General features: G+C 61.0%; 17 protein-coding genes. 11 read left to right on the forward strand and 6 right to left on the reverse strand.

The features are described 5' to 3' along the window. The first annotated feature begins 110 nt into the window (after positions 1-110). From AO240_RS11510 to AO240_RS11525, 3 genes are all read left to right on the forward strand, one after another. Positions 111-749, forward strand: a complete 639-nt coding sequence (locus AO240_RS11510; protein ID WP_306533188.1) for an antitoxin Xre/MbcA/ParS toxin-binding domain-containing protein — start codon at positions 111-113, stop codon at positions 747-749. 363 nt (positions 750-1,112) lie between these two features. Next, positions 1,113-1,505: a hypothetical protein gene (locus AO240_RS28360; RefSeq protein WP_074321239.1), complete on the forward strand. Its 393-nt coding sequence runs from the start codon at positions 1,113-1,115 to the stop codon at positions 1,503-1,505. 264 nt (positions 1,506-1,769) lie between these two features. Next, positions 1,770-2,132, forward strand: coding sequence for a hypothetical protein (locus AO240_RS11525; protein WP_099236680.1), 363 nt, complete (start codon positions 1,770-1,772; stop codon positions 2,130-2,132). A 9-nt stretch (positions 2,133-2,141) separates the two neighbouring features. On the opposite strand, the gene AO240_RS11530 is transcribed toward AO240_RS11525, so the two are convergent. The 6 genes from AO240_RS11530 to AO240_RS11555 are packed head-to-tail and all read right to left on the reverse strand — an operon-like array spanning position 2,142 to position 7,828. Then, positions 2,142-3,074 carry a phosphatidate cytidylyltransferase gene (locus AO240_RS11530; protein ID WP_099236595.1) on the reverse strand — a complete coding sequence of 311 codons (933 nt, stop codon included), beginning with the start codon at positions 3,072-3,074 and terminating at the stop codon, positions 2,142-2,144. A gap of 1 nt (position 3,075) precedes the next feature. Further along, complete coding sequence (locus AO240_RS11535) at positions 3,076-3,696, reverse strand: 1-acyl-sn-glycerol-3-phosphate acyltransferase (protein WP_099236596.1); 621 nt, start codon at positions 3,694-3,696, stop codon at positions 3,076-3,078. 9 nt (positions 3,697-3,705) lie between these two features. Next, the gene (locus AO240_RS11540) at positions 3,706-4,149 is read right to left on the reverse strand and encodes a hypothetical protein (protein ID WP_099236597.1); all 444 of its coding nucleotides are present in this window, start codon (positions 4,147-4,149) and stop codon (positions 3,706-3,708) included. Then, complete coding sequence (locus tag AO240_RS11545) at positions 4,139-5,437, reverse strand: phosphatase PAP2/dual specificity phosphatase family protein (protein WP_099236598.1); 1,299 nt, start codon at positions 5,435-5,437, stop codon at positions 4,139-4,141. Before AO240_RS11545 ends, AO240_RS11540 begins: the two co-directional genes overlap by 11 nt. Before the next feature lie 2 nt (positions 5,438-5,439). Then, positions 5,440-7,194: a bifunctional alpha/beta hydrolase/class I SAM-dependent methyltransferase gene (locus AO240_RS11550; protein ID WP_099236599.1), complete on the reverse strand. Its 1,755-nt coding sequence runs from the start codon at positions 7,192-7,194 to the stop codon at positions 5,440-5,442. Positions 7,195-7,204: 10 nt separating this feature from the next. Further along, positions 7,205-7,828 (reverse strand): CDP-alcohol phosphatidyltransferase family protein, encoded by a 624-nt coding sequence (locus AO240_RS11555; RefSeq protein WP_099236600.1) that lies wholly within the window; start codon positions 7,826-7,828, stop codon positions 7,205-7,207. A 232-nt stretch (positions 7,829-8,060) separates the two neighbouring features. Between AO240_RS11555 and hflK (AO240_RS11560) the strand changes: the two genes are divergently transcribed. From hflK (AO240_RS11560) to cfaB, 8 genes are all read left to right on the forward strand, one after another. Continuing rightward, the gene (gene hflK, locus AO240_RS11560) at positions 8,061-9,986 is read left to right on the forward strand and encodes a protease modulator HflK (protein WP_099236681.1); all 1,926 of its coding nucleotides are present in this window, start codon (positions 8,061-8,063) and stop codon (positions 9,984-9,986) included. Positions 9,987-9,995: 9 nt separating this feature from the next. Beyond that, positions 9,996-10,991, forward strand: a complete 996-nt coding sequence (gene hflC, locus AO240_RS11565; protein ID WP_177445814.1) for a protease modulator HflC — start codon at positions 9,996-9,998, stop codon at positions 10,989-10,991. Further along, positions 10,988-12,022 (forward strand): protease modulator HflK, encoded by a 1,035-nt coding sequence (hflK, locus tag AO240_RS11570; RefSeq protein ID WP_099236602.1) that lies wholly within the window; start codon positions 10,988-10,990, stop codon positions 12,020-12,022. The genes hflC and hflK (AO240_RS11570) overlap by 4 nt, the downstream gene beginning before the upstream one ends. Then, on the forward strand, positions 12,019-13,905 hold the full coding sequence (locus tag AO240_RS11575) for a cation-translocating P-type ATPase (protein WP_099236603.1): 1,887 nt from the start codon (positions 12,019-12,021) through the stop codon (positions 13,903-13,905). The genes hflK (AO240_RS11570) and AO240_RS11575 overlap by 4 nt, the downstream gene beginning before the upstream one ends. 117 nt (positions 13,906-14,022) lie before the next feature. After that, positions 14,023-14,277: a hypothetical protein gene (locus AO240_RS11580; RefSeq protein ID WP_099236604.1), complete on the forward strand. Its 255-nt coding sequence runs from the start codon at positions 14,023-14,025 to the stop codon at positions 14,275-14,277. Between the two features lie 65 nt (positions 14,278-14,342). Further along, a complete protein-coding gene (locus AO240_RS11585) occupies positions 14,343-15,188 on the forward strand; it encodes a DUF692 domain-containing protein (RefSeq protein ID WP_099236605.1) in 846 nt (281 codons plus the stop codon). Continuing rightward, entirely contained in the window at positions 15,179-15,967 is a 789-nt protein-coding gene (locus tag AO240_RS11590; RefSeq protein ID WP_099236606.1) for a DNA-binding domain-containing protein, read from the forward strand. Before AO240_RS11585 ends, AO240_RS11590 begins: the two co-directional genes overlap by 10 nt. A gap of 85 nt (positions 15,968-16,052) precedes the next feature. Further along, complete coding sequence (gene cfaB / locus AO240_RS11595) at positions 16,053-17,237, forward strand: C17 cyclopropane fatty acid synthase CfaB (RefSeq protein WP_058415790.1); 1,185 nt, start codon at positions 16,053-16,055, stop codon at positions 17,235-17,237. Positions 17,238-17,251 lie beyond the last annotated feature (14 nt).

Consider the following 17,251-nt stretch of genomic DNA (forward strand, 5'->3'; position numbering starts at 1 on the left):
AGCAGCGGCAGTGCCTGTCTACCAGCGGATTGCGCGTTCCTTTGGTCAGCTTTGGGCCCAACCATAATGATGTGTGTCATTCTCTGATGGCGGATGAGGGCCGGACGATCATGAATGAAACTGAGCGTTGGATAGTAAAATCCCAGAAAACTGAGGACGGAACTGGCGACATCATCATTGATCTGCCTCAAGAGTTGCTTGACCAAATGGGGTTAGGTGTTGGGGACGACCTGGAGCTAACGGTAGCGAATGGCACATTAGTGCTGACGCCCGTGCACAACACAATATCAGTGCGGCCCATGTTTGCTGGCGTCCTGAGTCAGGATGTCTATCATGCTTACCGCATGCGTCTGGAGACGCTTCTTCATATCTCTGTCAATGCTTCGGATCTGGACATTCACGACATGATAGTAGCTGGCTTCTCGGTCAGCCTGATAAAAATGCTTTGTGATGATGGAACCCTCAGCGACGAAGAACGCGACAGAATCATTCAACCCAAAACGCTTAAAACAAAACTGTCAGCCAATCAGCTTTTAACGTTGCATGAGAGCGATCGCCTGTTCCGGTTTGCACATATTAGCGCCATGGCCGAGGTGATCTTCGGTGACAAAGGGAAGGCCAAACAATGGCTTTCCAAACCCAAAGCCCGTTTTTTAGGAGAAAGCCCATCGGCGGTGGCCACTACAACCTTTGGCACACATCTAGTCGAAGAAATGCTGATTCAAGTGTCTGAGGGCATGTCATTTTGATTCAGTCGCAGCCAAACGGCTTCTACCGCTCCTTGAGTAACATGGATTTCATGCGCCTATGCCCGCGTCGCCTTGCCGAATACGGCATGCACGGGCATCCATGAAGCACTAGGTTTCACCCACATCGGAACCTACCGCGAGGTAAGGTTCAAGCACGGCAATGGCATAGCCGGGTACTGGCGTAAACCACTTTATCTGGTGACAGCTAGATAGAAATCATCCCGTTCAGTGGGATGAGGGGAGAAGGCGGACCAGCTGTAAAATGGCCCAGTGGTCGGCATAGGAACCTCGTGTGTCGCTGGGAGCTAAGCTGAATGATGCTTCTCGTTCGAATCAGTTTTTTTTGATCGGCCGGAGGTACAAATGAACCTGGCAGATTTTGTCTCAGTGCTTTCTGCGGGTGAGAAAATAGACGGGTGCCAACTTACCACCTCAGATGCTGTGGCCCTCGCCAGTCTGCATTTTCCTTCCCGTGCCTATTGTCTTGTTGCTGATTGGGCAATATTGGATCTCGACATTACAACACGTCAGCGAAAAGCCATTACGGATAGACAGCTAATACCTGCTCTCGTTTACGCTTTGACCGTTATCCAAGACAGTAAAGGCCGCTTCCCGCCTGGTGGTTGGGTCCGAACAACGCTGGGTGTTTCCTTCACCCATGGCTGCTTATTTCGAACAAAAAACACAGTTTATGTGCTGATGGGGACCGGTCGAAGGTTGCGCACGGATTTAGACATCGCACTGAGCCTGTGTTGAAAAAAGACTATTTCCGCACAGGTGAGTGACCGGTCGCGCTCACATAATATTTCGTGCCTGAATGAACGCTCGCTGTTGTGTCAATCTATGTTGTTACCAATCGGGCCCCGTATTTGAAGTGCGACCCGTCTGTGTCAGTCTATGTTGCTGTTGTGTGGATCCCGGGTCATCCTACAGGCCCCGATTTACGAGAAGGGCTGTGTCAAACTATGTTGTTGGCAACCACAACTGGCCTCCAGGCCTCAGCGAAAGGATGCGACTTCGATGCAAACCCCCGCACAACTCCACCAGCGTTTGAACAACCGCCGATTTACGGTCGCCGCCAACACCCACGGGCTTTCCGGTGCTGGCACGGTGTTTCACTACCGTGTCGAGGGTGATGCGATTTCTGGTACTTACCAGGGCGGGCGAATTCGCGCGGGAACCCAAGTCGGGCGCGTTACCGGCCCTGACACCATCGAGCTGCTTTATCAATGCCTGACCCACGAGGGCGAGTTGCTGGCCGGTTGGTCGCGTGGCACGGTCGGCGTTGATCAGGCCGGGCGTACCACGCTGAGTTTTGTATGGGGCTGGTTGTCGGGCGCGACAGGCGGTGGGGAATCCCACTACCTGGAGCTCTCCGATTAGGGGCCAGGTTCAGGTCCACCAGTAGCGCACAAGATGAAAGAAAATCGGCGCCGCAAAGCACACCGAATCCAGCCTGTCCAGCATCCCGCCATGCCCCTCGATCATATGCCCCCAGTCTTTCACGCCACGGTCGCGCTTGATCGCCGACATCACAATGCCGCCGGCAAAACCCAGCAGGTTGATCAACAGCGCGATCAGGAATGACTGCCACGGGTTGAACGGCGTGGTCCACCACAGCGCGGCGCCGATCAGCGATGACAGCAGAATTCCGCCGAGGAAGCCTTCGACGGTTTTGGACGGCGACAGGTTGGGCGCAATCTTGTGTTTGCCGAACAGCTTGCCGCACACGTACTGCAACACGTCCGACAGTTGCACCACGATCACCAGGTAGGCGATCAGCAGCAGGTTGCGGCCTTCGTAACCGGGGATGTCGAGTGTGAGCAGGGCGGGTACGAAGGACACGCAGAACACCGCGATCATCAAGCCCCACTGCACTTTGGAGGCGCGTTCGAGGAAGTGTGTGCTGTCGCCGCCGAGGGAGGCGAGGATCGGCAGCAGCAAGAACACGTACACCGGGATGAAGATCGAGAACAGCCCGTACCAGTCGGCGTAGATCAGCAGGTATTGCAGCGGCAGCGCCAGGTAAAAGGCGGCCACCAGCGCCGGGTAGTCGCTGCGGCGCGTGGGTGTGAGGGTGAGGAATTCGCGCAGGGCGTAGAACGACACCGCGTAGAACAGCAGGATTACCGCGGCAGTGCCGAGCCAGAAGGCAATGCCGATCACCACCACCATCACCCACCACGCGTTGATACGCGCGTTGAGGTTGTCGATCACCGCATTCGGCGTGCCACGGGTGCGCAGCTTGAGGATCAGGCCGATCAGCGAGGCGAGTATCAGGATCGCGCCGATCCCGCCGAACAACATCAGGGTTTGGCTATCCATGTCAGACAAGCTCCGGGGCGAGGGCAAGCAGGGCATCGCGTGTGCGTTGAAGAAACACGGCTTTGTCTTCGCCTTCTTCCAGTTGCAGCGGCGCGCCGAAGCTGGTGGTGCACAGCAACGGCAGCGGCAGTACGCGGCCTTTGGGCATGACGCGGTTAAGGTTGGCGATCCATACCGGGATCAGTTCAGCCTGTGGGTAACTTTTTGCCAAGTGATACAGACCGCTTTTGAACGGCAGCAAGCCTTCTTCAAGGTTGCGTGTACCTTCTGGGAAGATAATCAGCGAGTCGCCACCCTCCAGCGCCGCAAGCATCGGTTGCAAGGGGTTATCCACAGCCTCTTTGCGCTCGCGATCAATCAGCACGCCGTTAAACACGCGGTTGATGATGTAGCGACGCAAGGCGCTTTTGTTCCAGTAATCGCTACCGGCCACCGGGCGCGTGAATTTGCGCAGGTTTTGCGGTAACGACGCCCACAGCAATACAAAATCGCCGTGGCTACTGTGGTTGGCGAAATAGATACGTTGTACCGGCACTGGCGCGCAGCCCAACCATAGGCTGCGGGCGCCGGTGACGGTGCGGGCCATTGAGGTAATCAGCGTGGCGACCACGGGTTCGAACATGGGATTTCCTTATCCGGCGAAAGGTAGCCAAGGGCTGGCGAAAATCACGGCCACGGTCAGCAGCACTTGCGCACCGAGCAGCCAGGCTTGCTTGCGCAGCAGTTTGAGGGCGCCGCGACGGCGTTCGGTCCACGGCCTGCCAGCACGCTTGGCCGATTGCAGGCCAAGGGTTTGCAAGGCCTGGTCGAGGTCGGCGGTGCGTTCGGTGTCGCGGGCCAGCAGGGCGAACAGGTCGGCATCAAACGCCACCCGCAGCGCCCAGTATTTTTGCAGCAGCCCCAGAATAATCATCCACAGGGCGAGTAGCAGGCAGATGCTCGAAATACTCGCCATCAGCAATTGGGCCAGGCCGAATAACACGCCGAGTAGGGTCAGGCCTGTGGATAACTGATCCAGTGAACGACCACGACGCAGCAGGCTGGCAACCACCTGGAGTTCCATATCAGCGGGCATTGGGTAAGCCCTCCAAGGCTTCGCGGTGAGCGGGATGCAGGACCACATTGGCCCGTGCTGTACGAATAATAGTCAACGCCTGATCAATTGTGGCGGCGCGGCCGCTGTGCAGCAGCCAGGCGGCGACGGCAGTGGCGCTGCGCGAGTAACCAAGCGCGCAACACACGAGTAACGGCCCGTTTGAACGCAGGCGTTCGATGGCCTGCGCAGCTTGCAGGCATTCGGCAGGCGTCGGCGCGATCAGGTCCAGCACAGGGATACTGTGATAAGCGCGGCCCTGTGGATTAATCGGCAATTCGGCGCAGAGGTCTACGATAGCGTTGAATGAGCCTTGCTCGCTTGGCGCAGGCAGTCGACCCAGCCAAACGTTATCCACAATCCGGTCGGGCTGTGGGTGGTGTCGCGTCCACAGCCGCGAGTTAACCCAGGCCGCAGCCAGGTAAGGCGCATACAGCCAGCGAGCGGCGGGGGTCAGCCGACCGTCGGCACGCTTCTGAAAGCCCCACGCACCGAGTACGCAATAATTGGCGGTGATCAGGCCAAGCGACGCTGCCGGCCAAAGCAGCCACAGCCACCCGCCGCCGAGCGCCAAGGCGAGAATCAACAACGCCAAGGCGCCCAGACCGTAGCGTGCGCCCAAGCGCCAGCGCTTTGAATCGCGCGTGCGCCGCGCATTCAGCAGCGGGCTCGGATGTTCCATCGGCCATAACCACACACACAGCCAGCCTGCGAGTGCACCTGTGGGTAAGTCGATAAAGTGATGTTGATAAGTGGTCAGCACTGAAACACCGATCAACGCAAACCAGCCATGCACCACCCAACGCCAAAAGCCTTGGGTGTGGCGCTGGTAAACCACCCACAGGATGACCAGCAGCGCGATATGCAACGACGGCGCTTGATTGAACGGCTTGTCAAAACCCGCCAGCACCGCAAACAGCCAGCCAAACACGCCGTCCAGCTCGGGCCGCTCGAAAGTGAAACGCAGCGGCCAGATCAAGAAACAGCTCACGGCGATTACTTGAGCGCTCAGCAGGCGCAGCGCGTGTTGTTTCAGCGCATGGCGACTATTGGGCAGCAGCAGGGAGAAGCCGTAAAGCAAATCGATGGACCAGTAGGGCACGATGGTCCAGGCCAGGAACGGCATATGGCGTTCCCAGCCGAACACCAGCGTACCCACGTCGCTGCGCTGGCTGGTCACCCAAGTGGCAAACCCGTAGGTGCTGAAAAACAGCGGAGCCAACAGCAGCAGCCACAGGACAGCGGGTTTTAATAAACCGGGTTCGCGCATGCTCAGATCTTCTGTGCCAGGGACACAGTGAAAATGCCCCACTCATCCACGCGCTGGGTGATCTTGCGAAAGCCCGCTGCTTCGACCAGTTGATCCATTTCTGCCTGGCTGCGACGGCGCATCACCCAGGCTTGGCCCTGGCGATGGCTGGTCAACGCACGGGCGATCAATTCCAACTGCGGGTGCCATGGCTGGCCGGTGTAGACCAGATAACCGCCGGGCTCCACCGCTTCGGCAAGACCGGCCAACGAGCCACCGACCATGCCGTTATCGGCAAACAACTCATACAGCCCGGACACCACCGCCAGGCTCGGTTTGGGGTTCAGTGCCGCCAGGTCCGCGCGATCAAACGCGTCGCCTTTGACGAACTCTGCGACGTCCCCCAGGCCTTTCTCGCGGATCAGCGCGCTGCCATCGCGTACGTTGATGTCGCTGTAGTCGCGCAGCAGGATTGATTCCGGCAGCGGCGACACGCCCTGCAACGCTTCGAGAATGTAGCGCCCGTGGCCTGCGGCAATATCTACAATGCGCACGTCGCGGTCGTCTGCGCGCAACCGGGTCATGGCCAGGCGCAGCAGTTCTTCGACGTTCAGCTTGCGCTGGCGAATGCCACGCCAGCCGATGGAGTTGAGGTAGTTGGCGTCGATCATTCGCCCCAGCCCGCCTTTGCCTGTGGGTGTGTTGCGGTACACGTAATCGAGGGTGCTGCCGGAGTCGAAGCCGGTGTCGAAGCCCAACTTCACCCCGGCCGAAAGGCTTTTGCCCAAACCCATGCTGGCGCGGGTCATACGCCAGTACAGGTCGCGCAGCGAATTGCGCGGCAGCGGCGCGGCCAGTGATTCGGATTCGGCGCAGGTGGCGCCCAGTTTGTCGGCGTCGAGCAAAGAGGCGCGGTCCAGCGGCTGTGCGAAGTTTTGCAGGATAAAACGCCTGGCGCTGTTCACGGCCACCGCGCGGTCGCGTTCGCCGAGGGTGTCGTGGAAGAACCCGGGCAGGATGTGCAGCTCTTTTTTCAGGCTGCCGAGGCGGTCGAAAAACTGCTGTTGGGGTTTGCGGTGCACCACAAAGTCGGAGCCGGAGACCAGCAGTTGTGTCGGCACCTGAATCGCCTGCGCGTCGGCTACCACCCGGTCGGCCGCTTCGTACAAGCCGAGCAGCACATTCACCGAGATGGCTTTGGTGATCAGCGGGTCGTTGTCGTAGGACGCCACGCGCTGCGGGTCATGGCTGAGGAACTTGGCTTTGACGTAACTGTTGACGAAAAAATTGCCACGAAACGTGCGCATCAGTGCCAGGCCAGGGCGGGCGAACGGCACGTAAAGCTTGACCTTGAACGCCGGGGAAGCAAGCACCAGCGCGCGAATTTTCGGTGCGTAGTCGTGCACCCAGGTGGCCGCGATGACTGCGCCGACGCTTTGGGCGATGACGGCGCAATTGGCTTCTTCGATGCCGTAGGCGGCGCCGATGTGATCGCGAAAGGTTTGCACGTCACGCACGCTGGTGGCGAAGCTTGGGCTGTCACCGCGCGCGCCGGGGGATTGGCCGTGGCCACGCGCGTCCCAGGCGAAGAAGTCGAATTGCGCAAGGTCGAGTTCATCGACCAGGTGGGCAATGCGCCCCGAGTGTTCGTGACCGCGATGGAACAGCAGGATCGCCTTGCGCGGCGCATCGCCAGGTGCAGCGGTGGCCGGCCAGTGCCGGTAGAAAAGCTCGACGCCATCGTGGGTACTGAAGGTGTGCTCTTGCTGTTCGCGCATCGCAAAATCCTTATGCAGAAGGGGAGGTTTTTTGTTCTTCTTTGAGGCCTTGGCGCACGCGATTGACCACGGTGTAGGCGAGCAGGGCGGCGACCAGCCACATCACCGTGTCCACCCAAACGGCGCCGAGCCAGCCCAACGCCACGCCGGTGGCCAGCACGCCGAGTACAAACGCGCGATCACTCTTGCCCATCGGCCCGTCATAGCGGCGTGAAGCGCCAACCATTGGCCCGAGCACGCCGGCGTATTCACTGAACACGGCGAGCAGCGTTACCAGCAGCACCGGCGCCAGGCTCACGCCGGGGATGAGCGCAAACGGCAGGATCAGCGCGCTGTCGGCGATCACGTCACACAGTTCATTCAGGTAGGCGCCCAGACGCGACTGTTGGCCGAACTCGCGGGCGAGCATGCCGTCGACGGCGTTGAGCGCCATGCGCAGCACCATCCACACCGGGATCAGCGCGAACAGCCACAGGTGTTGGGCGAAGCCGGCTATCAGCAGGCCGACCAGCAGCGAAATAACCCCGGCCAGCACGGTGATCTGGTTGGCGGTGGTGCCGTTTTCGTAGAGGCGCTGCACCAGCGGGTGCAGCAGGTTTTGAAAGCGTGGCTTGAGTTGATAGATCGAAATCATGGGAGGTGACGCTTCCTTGTCCGTGGACCCGCGAAATACTCCGCGGAGTGTGCCGACTAATCCGTGCCTGCACCAGTGATGGCTCGTGTTTCTGGGGGTGTCGTCACGGTCCTGGATGCGCAGCCGATTAAATGCGGGCGATTTGTGCAGTGTTCAAACGGTTGCTGTCGAACAAAAATTTCACGCTGCGTGTTATATCGTAACCAATTGTTTGCAAGCGGGCGTTGAGTGGATGCAAGTGGATTTAGAAGCTGACGGCGCTTCAATTGAAGGCCTGCCGCGTTTTCAGCAAGGAGTGTTCCATGCCCGTCGATTGCGGCAAGCCGGCATCAGCCTGACTGCCTTGGCCGTTTGCGGCTGGGTGTTGGCCTTGTTTGTCGCGCTGTTTGCGCCACTGTCGATTTGGCCGGTGGTGCTGATCAATTGTGCCTCGGCCTTGTTGGTGCTGGTGGCCGGGTTGCAGTCCGCGTGGTGGGTCGCCGATTGGCGCGCTCAGGCGTTGGAAGGGCCAGCGGCTGAATTGATCGAACAGCCGCTTGAGGCCACGGGCGGGTACGCGCGTTTTGCCGGCCGATTCGGCAGCCGTGTGTTGGCACAGATTGGCGCGCCGGTGCTGTGGCTCGGCGGCTGGTCGTTGCTCGCGTTGGTCAGCATTATCGAGTTCTGGAACCTGGCCTTGCCGGCGGCGGCGGTCGGCCAGTCTGCAAGCATCGGCGCCGCGCTGGCCCTGGCCTTGGCGTTTGGCTTGCTGGTGTTTGAGCGCCGCCTGGCTCAGGAAACCGCCGCCCAATGGCCGGAAGCCTCGCCGTTGGCGCAACTGAGCCGAGTGGCGATTGTGTGCCTGGTGGTCAGCGCGGTCTGCTTGCTGTTTGCCGGTGAGCAATCCGTTTGGCCGCTGCGCCTGGCGACACTGATCGGGCTATTGCCCGCGCTGGTGGCGCTGGAGTTCCTGTTAAGGGCCGCGCTGTCACTGTTCAGCCCGCGCCAGCCGCGCCTTGAACCACGCTTGATGGCGCAAAGCTTTATCGCCGGGCTGCTGCGCTGGCCGCCACAACCGTTGCTGGCGCTGCAGCATGAATTGCATAACCGCTTCGGCATCGACTTGCGGCAGATTTGGGCGTTCACCTACATGCGCCGGGCCTTCCTGCCCGTGCTGCTGGTGGTGCTGGCCGTAGGCTGGGCGCTGACCGGCGTGCACGAAGTGCCCCTGCAAGGTCGTGGGATTTATGAGCGCTTTGGCAAGCCGGTGGAAGTTTTCGGCCCTGGCCTGCATACCGGGCTGCCATGGCCTTTGGGCCGCGTGTTAAACGTGGAAAATGGCGTGGTGCATGAGCTCGCTACCAGTGTCAGCGAGGCTGCAACGCAAGAGCTGGCGACTGCTGAAGGCCCGGCGCCGCTGATCGCCAACCGGTTGTGGGACGCCAGCCATGTGAACGAAAAATCCCAGGTGATTGCCAGTAGCAGTGGCGACAAACAGAGCTTCCAAATCGTCAATATGGACGTGCGTTTCGTCTACCGCATCGGCCTCACCGACCAGGCCGCGCTCGCCGCCACGTACAACAGCGCGGATGTACCGACGCTGATTCGCAGCACCGCCAGCCGCATTCTGGTGCACGACTTTGCCTCGCGCACCCTCGACCAATTGCTCGGCGAACAACGCACGCGCTTGGCTGACGAGGTTGGCCGAGCGGTGCAGGCGGACCTGCAAAAACTCGACAGCGGTGTAGAAATTCTGGCCACGGTGGTGGAAGCCATTCACCCACCGGCCGGCGCCGCCAACGCTTATCACGCCGTGCAGGCCGCGCAGATTGGCGCCCAGGCGCTGATCTCGCGTGAACGCGGTGCCGCCAGCGAGCAAACCAACCAAGCCTTGCTGCAAGCCAGCACCGCCCGCGACCAGGCGCTGGCCGGCGCACGCGAAGTAAATGCCGGCGCGCAAGCGGCTGACCTGCGTTTTAGCGCCGAACAAAAGGCCTACGCCGCGGCTGGCCAAGCCTTTTTGCTGGAACAGTATTTCGGCCAACTGAGCCAAGGCTTGGCCCACGCCAAACTGCTTATTCTGGATCACCGTTTGGGCGCCGATGGCGCGCCGACGATTGATCTGCGTTCTTTTACCTTGCCGGCCGATCCCATGGCGCCGCCTAAAGCCGTTCAATAAGGAGTCTGTCTGTTGAGCGCTCATTCTCACGACCATCATCACGCGCATCACCATCATCACGGCCACCATCACCCTGGTGATGAGCACGCCGCCGCTCCATTCCCTTGGCGGCGCATGGCCTGGGCGCTGTTGCTGGTGCTGTTTGCAGTGGCGGCGGCGAGCCTGGTGCAGGTACGTTCGGGCGAAGCCACGGTGATTACCCGCTTCGGCAACCCGTCGCGGGTGCTGCTGGAGCCAGGCCTGGGCTGGCGTTGGCCGGCGCCGTTCGAAGCGGCGATCCCGGTGGACCTGCGCCTGCGCACCACGTCCAGCGGCTTGCAGGATGTGGGCACGCGTGACGGCCTGCGGATCATCGTGCAGGCCTACGTGGCGTGGCAGGTGCAGGGCGACGCCGACAATGTGCAGCGTTTTATGCGCGCAGTGCAGAACCAGCCGGACGAAGCCGCGCGGCAGATTCGCACCTTCGTTGGCTCGGCGCTGGAAACCACAGCCGCCAGCTTCGACCTGTCCAGCCTGATCAACACCGACGCGAGCCAAGTGCGCATCTCCGATTTTGAGGCGCAGTTGCGTCAGCAAATTGATCAACAATTGCTCACCACCTACGGCGTACGTGTGGCGCAGGTGGGCGTTGAGCGGCTGACCTTGCCGTCGGTGACCCTCACCGCCACCGTCGACCGCATGCGTGCCGAGCGCGAAACCATCGCCACCGAACGCACTGCCGTGGGCAAGCGCGAAGCGGCGCAGATCCGCTCCGCCGCCGAGCGGGATGCGCGCATCGTGCAAGCCGATGCCACGGTGAAAGCCGCCGCAATCGAAGCGCAATCGCGGGTTGAAGCGGCGCAAATTTATGGCCGCGCCTACGCGGGCAATCCTCAGTTGTACAACCTGCTGCGCTCGCTCGACACCTTGGGCACGGTGGTCACGCCGGGTACCAAGATCATCCTGCGCACTGACGCCGCGCCATTTCGCGCGTTGGTGGACGGGCCGAAGGACGTTCAGCCATGACCACGCGTGACGTCCCGGACAGCCCATGGATCCAGGCCGGGCGCCTGAGCTTCCTGGCGCTGTACGCGGTAACCGTGTTGGCGGCGTTGGCCTGGGCGTTTTCCAATGTGCGCCAGATCGACCCGCAAAACCGCGCGGTGGTGTTGCACTTCGGGGCCCTGGACCGCATTCAAAATGCGGGCTTGCTGCTGGCGTGGCCGCAGCCGTTCGAGCAAGTCGTGCTGTTGCCGGCGGCGGACCGCGTGATCGAGCGTCGGGTGCAGAACCTGCTGCGTTCCGACGCGGCGACGCAGGCCGACCGTGTCGCCAGTTTTGCCGCGCCGTTGAGCGATGCGCTGGCCGGCTCCGGTTACCTGCTGACCGGCGATGCCGGTGTGGTGCAGTTGGATGTGTGGGCGTTCTATAAGGTCACCGATCCCTATGCGTTTGTGCTGCAGGGCGAGCATGTACTGCCGGCGTTGGACCGACTGGTGACGCGCAGTGCCGTGGCCCTCACGGCAGCGCGGGACCTGGACACGATTCTGGTGGCGCGCCCGGAATTGATCGGCACCGACAACCGCGCCGCCGAGCGACGTGAGCGTTTGCGCGGTGATCTGGTGCAAGGCATCAATAAGCGCCTGGCCGAGTTGGCCTCCAGCGGTTTGGGGTTGGGCATCGAAGTCACTCGGGTCGACGTGCAATCGAGCCTGCCAGGCCCGGCGGTGAATGCCTTCAACGCCGTGCTGACCGCCAGCCAGCAAGCCGATAAAGCGGTGGCGAATGCTCGCACCGAAGCGGAAAAACTCACCCAAACCGCGAACCAGCAGGCCGACCGCCTGGTGCAAGTCGCCCACGCCCAGGCCAGCGAGCGTTTGGCCAATGCCCAAGCGCAAACCGCCACCGTTGCCAGCCTGGCGCAGGTCAAAGACCCTGGCTTGCTGCAACGTTTGTACCGCGAGCGCCTGCCGAAAATTCTCGGCCAAGCCGGTTCTGTTACCACGGTCGACCCTAAAGACGACTCCCGCTTGATCATTCAGGGAGCCGAACAATGAGCGCGCCCATGCTGACATCAGCCGAACAGCGCAGTGCTGCCCGGCAATTGACCTTGGCCATGCTGGCCTTGGGTTTATTGGTATTGGGCCTGGTGTGGCGATGGCTGGCGCCGGATCAGAGCGGGGTCAGCCAGTTGTTGCTGGGCGTGGCGTCGTTGCTGGTGGCGGTGCCGGTGATGCGCTCGGCCTGGTACAGCCTGCGCTACCCGAGCCTGCATGGCATCACCGACCAATTGATCGCCTTGGCGATGATGGGCGCGTGGGCCACGGGCGACCTGCTGACGGCCGCGTTGCTGCCGATCATCATGATTTTCGGCCATGTGCTGGAAGAGCGCAGCGTGATCGGCTCGCAGGAAGCGATCCAGGCCCTCGGCAAGCTGACGCGCAGCCATGCGCGGCGGGTGCAGGCTGATGGCAGCATTGTGGAAGTGGATAACGGCACGCTGAGCACCGGCGATATCGTCGAAGTGCGTGCCGGTGACCGAGTGCCTGCCGATGGCGTGGTGCTGTCGGGGCCGGCGAGCCTGGACACGGCGCCGATTACCGGCGAGTCGGTGCCGCTGGAAGCCAGCGTGGGTGTGCAGGTATTCGGCGGGGCGATTAACCTCGACGGTGTGCTGCGCCTGCAGGTGACGCGCACCGGCGATGAGTCGACGCTGGGCAAAGTCATCGCGCTGATGCAGAACGCCGAACGCTCCAAGCCGCCCATCACGCGGCTGCTGGAGCGCTATGCCGGCAGTTATATGGTGCTGGTGTTGTTGCTGGCGGCGGTGACCTGGTTTGTGACCAATGACGCGCAGGCGATGCTCGCCGTGTTGGTAGCGGCATGCCCGTGTGCATTGGTGCTGTCGGCACCGGCCACGGCGATTGCCGGGATTGCAGTGGCGGCGCGGCACGGGATTTTGATTCGCAGCTCGGCATTCCTGGAGGAGCTGGCGGACCTGACGTCATTGGTGGTCGACAAGACCGGCACGCTGACGTTTGGCACCCTGCGTTTGCAGTCCATCGAAACCGCTTTGCCAGACCAACAGGCGTTGTTGAACCTGGCGGCAAGCCTCGGTTCGGCCAGCAGCCACCCGGTCAGCCGCGCACTGGCGGGCTTGGCGAGGCAAGACCAACTGCTCGAGTTGACCGACATTCGCGAGCGCCAAGGCCTTGGTGTGGTGGCGCAGACCGAACAGGGCGAGGCAGCGCTGGGCCGACCGGAGTTGTTCGAGCAGTTAGGTATCGTCAGCCGCGCTGTGCCTGAACATGACGGCCCGATTGCCGGGCTGGCGTTGAATGGGCAATTCCTTGCGTGGCTGTTGCTGGCTGACAGCGTCAAGCCGGAAGCGCGGCAGGCACTGCAAGAGCTGCGGGACTTGGGCCTGGGCCGGCAAGTGCTGCTCACCGGCGACCGCCAAAGTGTGGCCGACAGCCTGGCGCTGGACGTGGGCATCAGCGACGTCCAGGCGCAGGCCTTGCCGGAAGACAAGCTCAACCGCGTGCTGGGGGAAATTGGCAGCGGCTTCCGGCCGATGGTGGTGGGTGATGGCATCAACGACTCGCTGGCGCTCAAGGCGGGCGTGGTTGGCGTGGCGATGGGGGCGGGCGGTGCGGACATCGCGTTAGCCTCGGCGGACGTGGTGTTGATCGGCAGCGATTTGCGCCGTTTGGGTACGTGTGTGCGCTTGAGTCGCCAGTGCCGCCATACATTGCAGGTCAATGTGATTATTGGTTTGGGCTGGACGCTGGCCATCGTCGTGTTCGCCGCGTTTGGCTGGTTGGGGGCGGCAGGCGCAATGATTGCGGCGGTACTGCATAACCTCAGCACCTTGTTGGTACTGGGCAATGCGGGGCGTTTGCTGCGCTTTCAGGAACCCTTGTTGAAGCTTGAAGAATAATTTTTAGAAAAAACTGCACGCGGCTGTAACGCCAATTGGGGGCCTCACTCTAGTGGTGTGTCGAGACTGAACAATCCGTTCAGACCGGCTCCACTACTGATCACGAGGAACACAAAAATGACGATTAAATCCGCTGCTGCTGGTGCCGCTCTCGCAATGGCCGCCGCGACTATGTTCGCCGGTGTCGCCACCCAGGCTCAAGCAGCTGATACCGCTGTGCACTGTTATGGCACCACCGCGTGCAAAGGCCAGAACGACTGCAAAACCAAAGACCATGCGTGCAAAGGTCTGGGTGCTTGCAAAGGCCAGGGCTTTAAAATCCAGGCCAGTGCTGATGCCTGCACCAAGGCGGGCGGTACCGTCGGCGAGTAACCGGCAACCGAGTGCAACCGCAGCGGATGCCCCGCCGCTGCGGACACTTTGCCCTGGAGTGTCTGATGTCCGCTTGCCTTCCGAGTCTGGGTTACGGCCTGGGTTTACGCAGTGAGTATTACCCGCAGATCCTTGAACAATCGCCGGCCGTGGATTGGTTCGAAGTGATCTCCGAGAATTATCTGGTGCAGGGCGGTAAAGCCTTGTACTACCTGGACGCGATAGCCGAGCGTTATCCCTTGGTGATGCACGGCGTGTCCCTGTCCATCGGCGGCCCGCACGCCCTCGATACCGACTACCTTAAACACATCAAACAGCTTGCTGAACGCATTAAGCCCGCGTGGATTTCCGATCACCTGTGCTGGAGCCGCGGCAGTGCACACCAGTTGCATGACTTGCTGCCGCTGCCTTACACCCAAGAGAGCCTTTATCACGTGGCCGCCCGCGTGCTTGAAGTACAGGACGTGTTGCAGCGCCCGTTGGTGCTCGAAAACGTCTCCAGCTATGTGCGCGCCAAGGCTGACGAATTCACCGAGTGGGAATTCCTCAATGCGCTGGTCCACCTGACCGGGTGCCAGTTGTTGCTGGACGTTAACAACGTGTATGTCAGCTCGCGTAATCATGGGTTTGACGCCTGGACGTTTATTCGCAGCCTGCCGCGCGAAAGTATTCGCCAGCTGCATTTGGCCGGGCATATGGACTACGGCGATTACGTGGTCGACACGCATGACCACCCGGTGTGCGACCCGGTGTGGGCGCTTTATCAACAAACGCTTGAGCATGTGGGGCCGGTGTCGACGCTGTTGGAGCGTGACGACCATTTTCCGCCGTTCGAAGAGCTGCTTGGCGAACTGGGCAAGGCCCGCGAGCTGGGTGCCACCGCGTTGGCCAGGCGTTCGTTATGCGCCTGACCGATTGGCAGTTGGCCTTTGAACAGCATGTGTTATCCGAAACCCCGGTGGTGAACAGCAGTTTTGCCGCCACCTTGCTGGGCGGCCCTACGTTGGATGTGGCCACGGGCCTGGCGATTTATCACAACGCCTATGTGTCGCGGCTGCAGGAAGTGTTGCAGCATGACTTCGGCGCCATGTGGTACTGGTTGGGCGACGATGAGTTCGCCTTATTGGCGCAAGCCTATGTGCGCCGCTACCCGTCTGCCCATTACAGCCTGCGTTGGTTCGGTGAGCAGTTCCCGGCGTTTATCGTTGAACATTTGGTCGCAGAACAGAGCGCGCCATTGGCCGAGTTGGCGCGGTTGGAGTGGGCGTTTACGCTGGCGTTCGATGCGCCGCAGGGCCAGCCTTTGAGTCTGGATGACATGGCGCAACTGCCGCCGGAAGATTGGCCGGGCCTGCAGGCCACGCTGGCGCCCTCGGTGCAGCAGAGGCGTTGCCAGTTCAACAGCGTAGCGATCTGGCGCGCGAGCAAGGATGAGTCCGACTTCCCGAACAGCCACGCGCTGGAACTGGCGCAGATCTGCCTGGTTTGGCGCCACCAGAACGTGTGCCACTACCGCAGCCTGGAACCGTTGGAAGCCTGCGCGCTTGCGGGAATGGTGACCACCGGCTGGACTTTTTCAGAACTGTGCGAGCAGTTGCTAGTCACTTATGGAGAGGGTGCACCGCTGCAAGCGGTTACATGGCTGAAACAGTGGGTGCAGGACGGTTTGCTCGAGCGCCGAGCCGCGTAGCGTAGCGCTATCAAAAATAGATAGCTTGCTACTTTGTCTATGGTCTACCCTCATTCCAGACGTCTGAAACAAGGGGGGATTACTCATGCTTGCGCAACTTCCACCGGCCTTACAGAATCTTCAGCTACCGCTGCGTCTGCGACTCTGGGACGGCCATGAATTCAACTTGGGCCCCGAGCCCAGTGTGACCATCGTGGTGAAGGACCCCACGGTTGTTTCCCAGCTGACCCATCCAACGCTCAACGCTTTGGGCGAAGCCTTTGTCGAGGGCAAACTGGAGCTGGAAGGCTCCATCACCGAGGTCATACGGGTGTGTGACGAGCTGAGTCATGCCCTGATTGATGATGACGACGATAATCTTCCGGTGCGCTCGATCCACGACAAGGCCACTGACGCAGCGGCCATTTCCTACCATTACGACCTGTCCAACGAGTTCTACCAGCTATGGCTGGACCAGGACATGGCGTACTCCTGTGGGTATTTCGAAACCGGCAGCGAATCCATCGACCAGGCTCAACAAGACAAATTTCGCCACCTGTGCCGCAAACTGCGCTTGCAGCCAGGCGAGTATCTGCTCGATGTGGGCTGTGGCTGGGGCGGGCTGGCGCGTTTTGCGGCGCGTGAATTTGGGGTCAGGGTATTTGGTATCACCTTGAGCAAAGAGCAACTGGCATTGGCGCGCGAACGGGTGAAAGCAGAAGGCCTGGAAGGCCAGGTGGACCTGCAATTGCTCGACTACCGCGACCTGCCGCAAGACGGCCGCTTCGACAAAGTGGTCAGCGTGGGTATGTTCGAACACGTCGGCCACGCCAACTTGGCGCAGTACTGCAAAACCCTGTTTGGTGCGGTGCGCGAAGGCGGCCTGGTGATGAACCATGGCATTACCGCCAAGCATACTGACGGTCGCCCTGTAGGCCGTGGCGCCGGGGAGTTTATCGAGCGTTATGTGTTCCCCAATGGCGAACTGCCGCACTTGGCGATGATGACGGCCGAGGTCAGTGAAGTCGGGCTGGAAGTGGTCGATGTCGAAAGCCTGCGCCTGCACTACGCGCGCACCCTGGACCATTGGAGCGAGCGCCTGGAAGATAACCTGGAAGCGGCGGCGAAAATGGTGCCCGAACAGGCATTACGTATTTGGCGCCTGTACCTGGCGGGTTGCGCCTATGCGTTTGCACGCGGCTGGATCAACCTGCACCAGATACTCGCGGTGAAACCCCATGCTGATGGCAGCCATGAACTGCCGTGGACGCGCGAAGATATTTACCGCTGAGCCTCACCTTTTAT

The organism is Pseudomonas sp. ICMP 460, from assembly GCF_002723595.1.
Classification (GTDB): Bacteria; Pseudomonadota; Gammaproteobacteria; order Pseudomonadales; family Pseudomonadaceae; genus Aquipseudomonas; species Aquipseudomonas kitaguniensis.

Coding starts and splice junctions, on each gene's coding strand:
- AO240_RS11510 (WP_306533188.1), top strand. CDS start 111: ATGAATGAAACTGAGCGTTGGATAGTAAAATCCCAGAAAACTGAGGAC.
- AO240_RS28360 (WP_074321239.1), top strand. CDS start 1,113: ATGAACCTGGCAGATTTTGTCTCAGTGCTTTCTGCGGGTGAGAAAATA.
- AO240_RS11525 (WP_099236680.1), top strand. CDS start 1,770: ATGCAAACCCCCGCACAACTCCACCAGCGTTTGAACAACCGCCGATTT.
- AO240_RS11530 (WP_099236595.1), bottom strand. CDS start 3,074: ATGGATAGCCAAACCCTGATGTTGTTCGGCGGGATCGGCGCGATCCTG.
- AO240_RS11535 (WP_099236596.1), bottom strand. CDS start 3,696: ATGTTCGAACCCGTGGTCGCCACGCTGATTACCTCAATGGCCCGCACC.
- AO240_RS11540 (WP_099236597.1), bottom strand. CDS start 4,149: ATGCCCGCTGATATGGAACTCCAGGTGGTTGCCAGCCTGCTGCGTCGT.
- AO240_RS11545 (WP_099236598.1), bottom strand. CDS start 5,437: ATGCGCGAACCCGGTTTATTAAAACCCGCTGTCCTGTGGCTGCTGCTG.
- AO240_RS11550 (WP_099236599.1), bottom strand. CDS start 7,194: ATGCGCGAACAGCAAGAGCACACCTTCAGTACCCACGATGGCGTCGAG.
- AO240_RS11555 (WP_099236600.1), bottom strand. CDS start 7,828: ATGATTTCGATCTATCAACTCAAGCCACGCTTTCAAAACCTGCTGCAC.
- hflK (WP_099236681.1), top strand. CDS start 8,061: ATGCAAGTGGATTTAGAAGCTGACGGCGCTTCAATTGAAGGCCTGCCG.
- hflK (WP_099236602.1), top strand. CDS start 10,988: ATGACCACGCGTGACGTCCCGGACAGCCCATGGATCCAGGCCGGGCGC.
- AO240_RS11575 (WP_099236603.1), top strand. CDS start 12,019: ATGAGCGCGCCCATGCTGACATCAGCCGAACAGCGCAGTGCTGCCCGG.
- AO240_RS11580 (WP_099236604.1), top strand. CDS start 14,023: ATGACGATTAAATCCGCTGCTGCTGGTGCCGCTCTCGCAATGGCCGCC.
- AO240_RS11585 (WP_099236605.1), top strand. CDS start 14,343: ATGTCCGCTTGCCTTCCGAGTCTGGGTTACGGCCTGGGTTTACGCAGT.
- AO240_RS11590 (WP_099236606.1), top strand. CDS start 15,179: ATGCGCCTGACCGATTGGCAGTTGGCCTTTGAACAGCATGTGTTATCC.
- cfaB (WP_058415790.1), top strand. CDS start 16,053: ATGCTTGCGCAACTTCCACCGGCCTTACAGAATCTTCAGCTACCGCTG.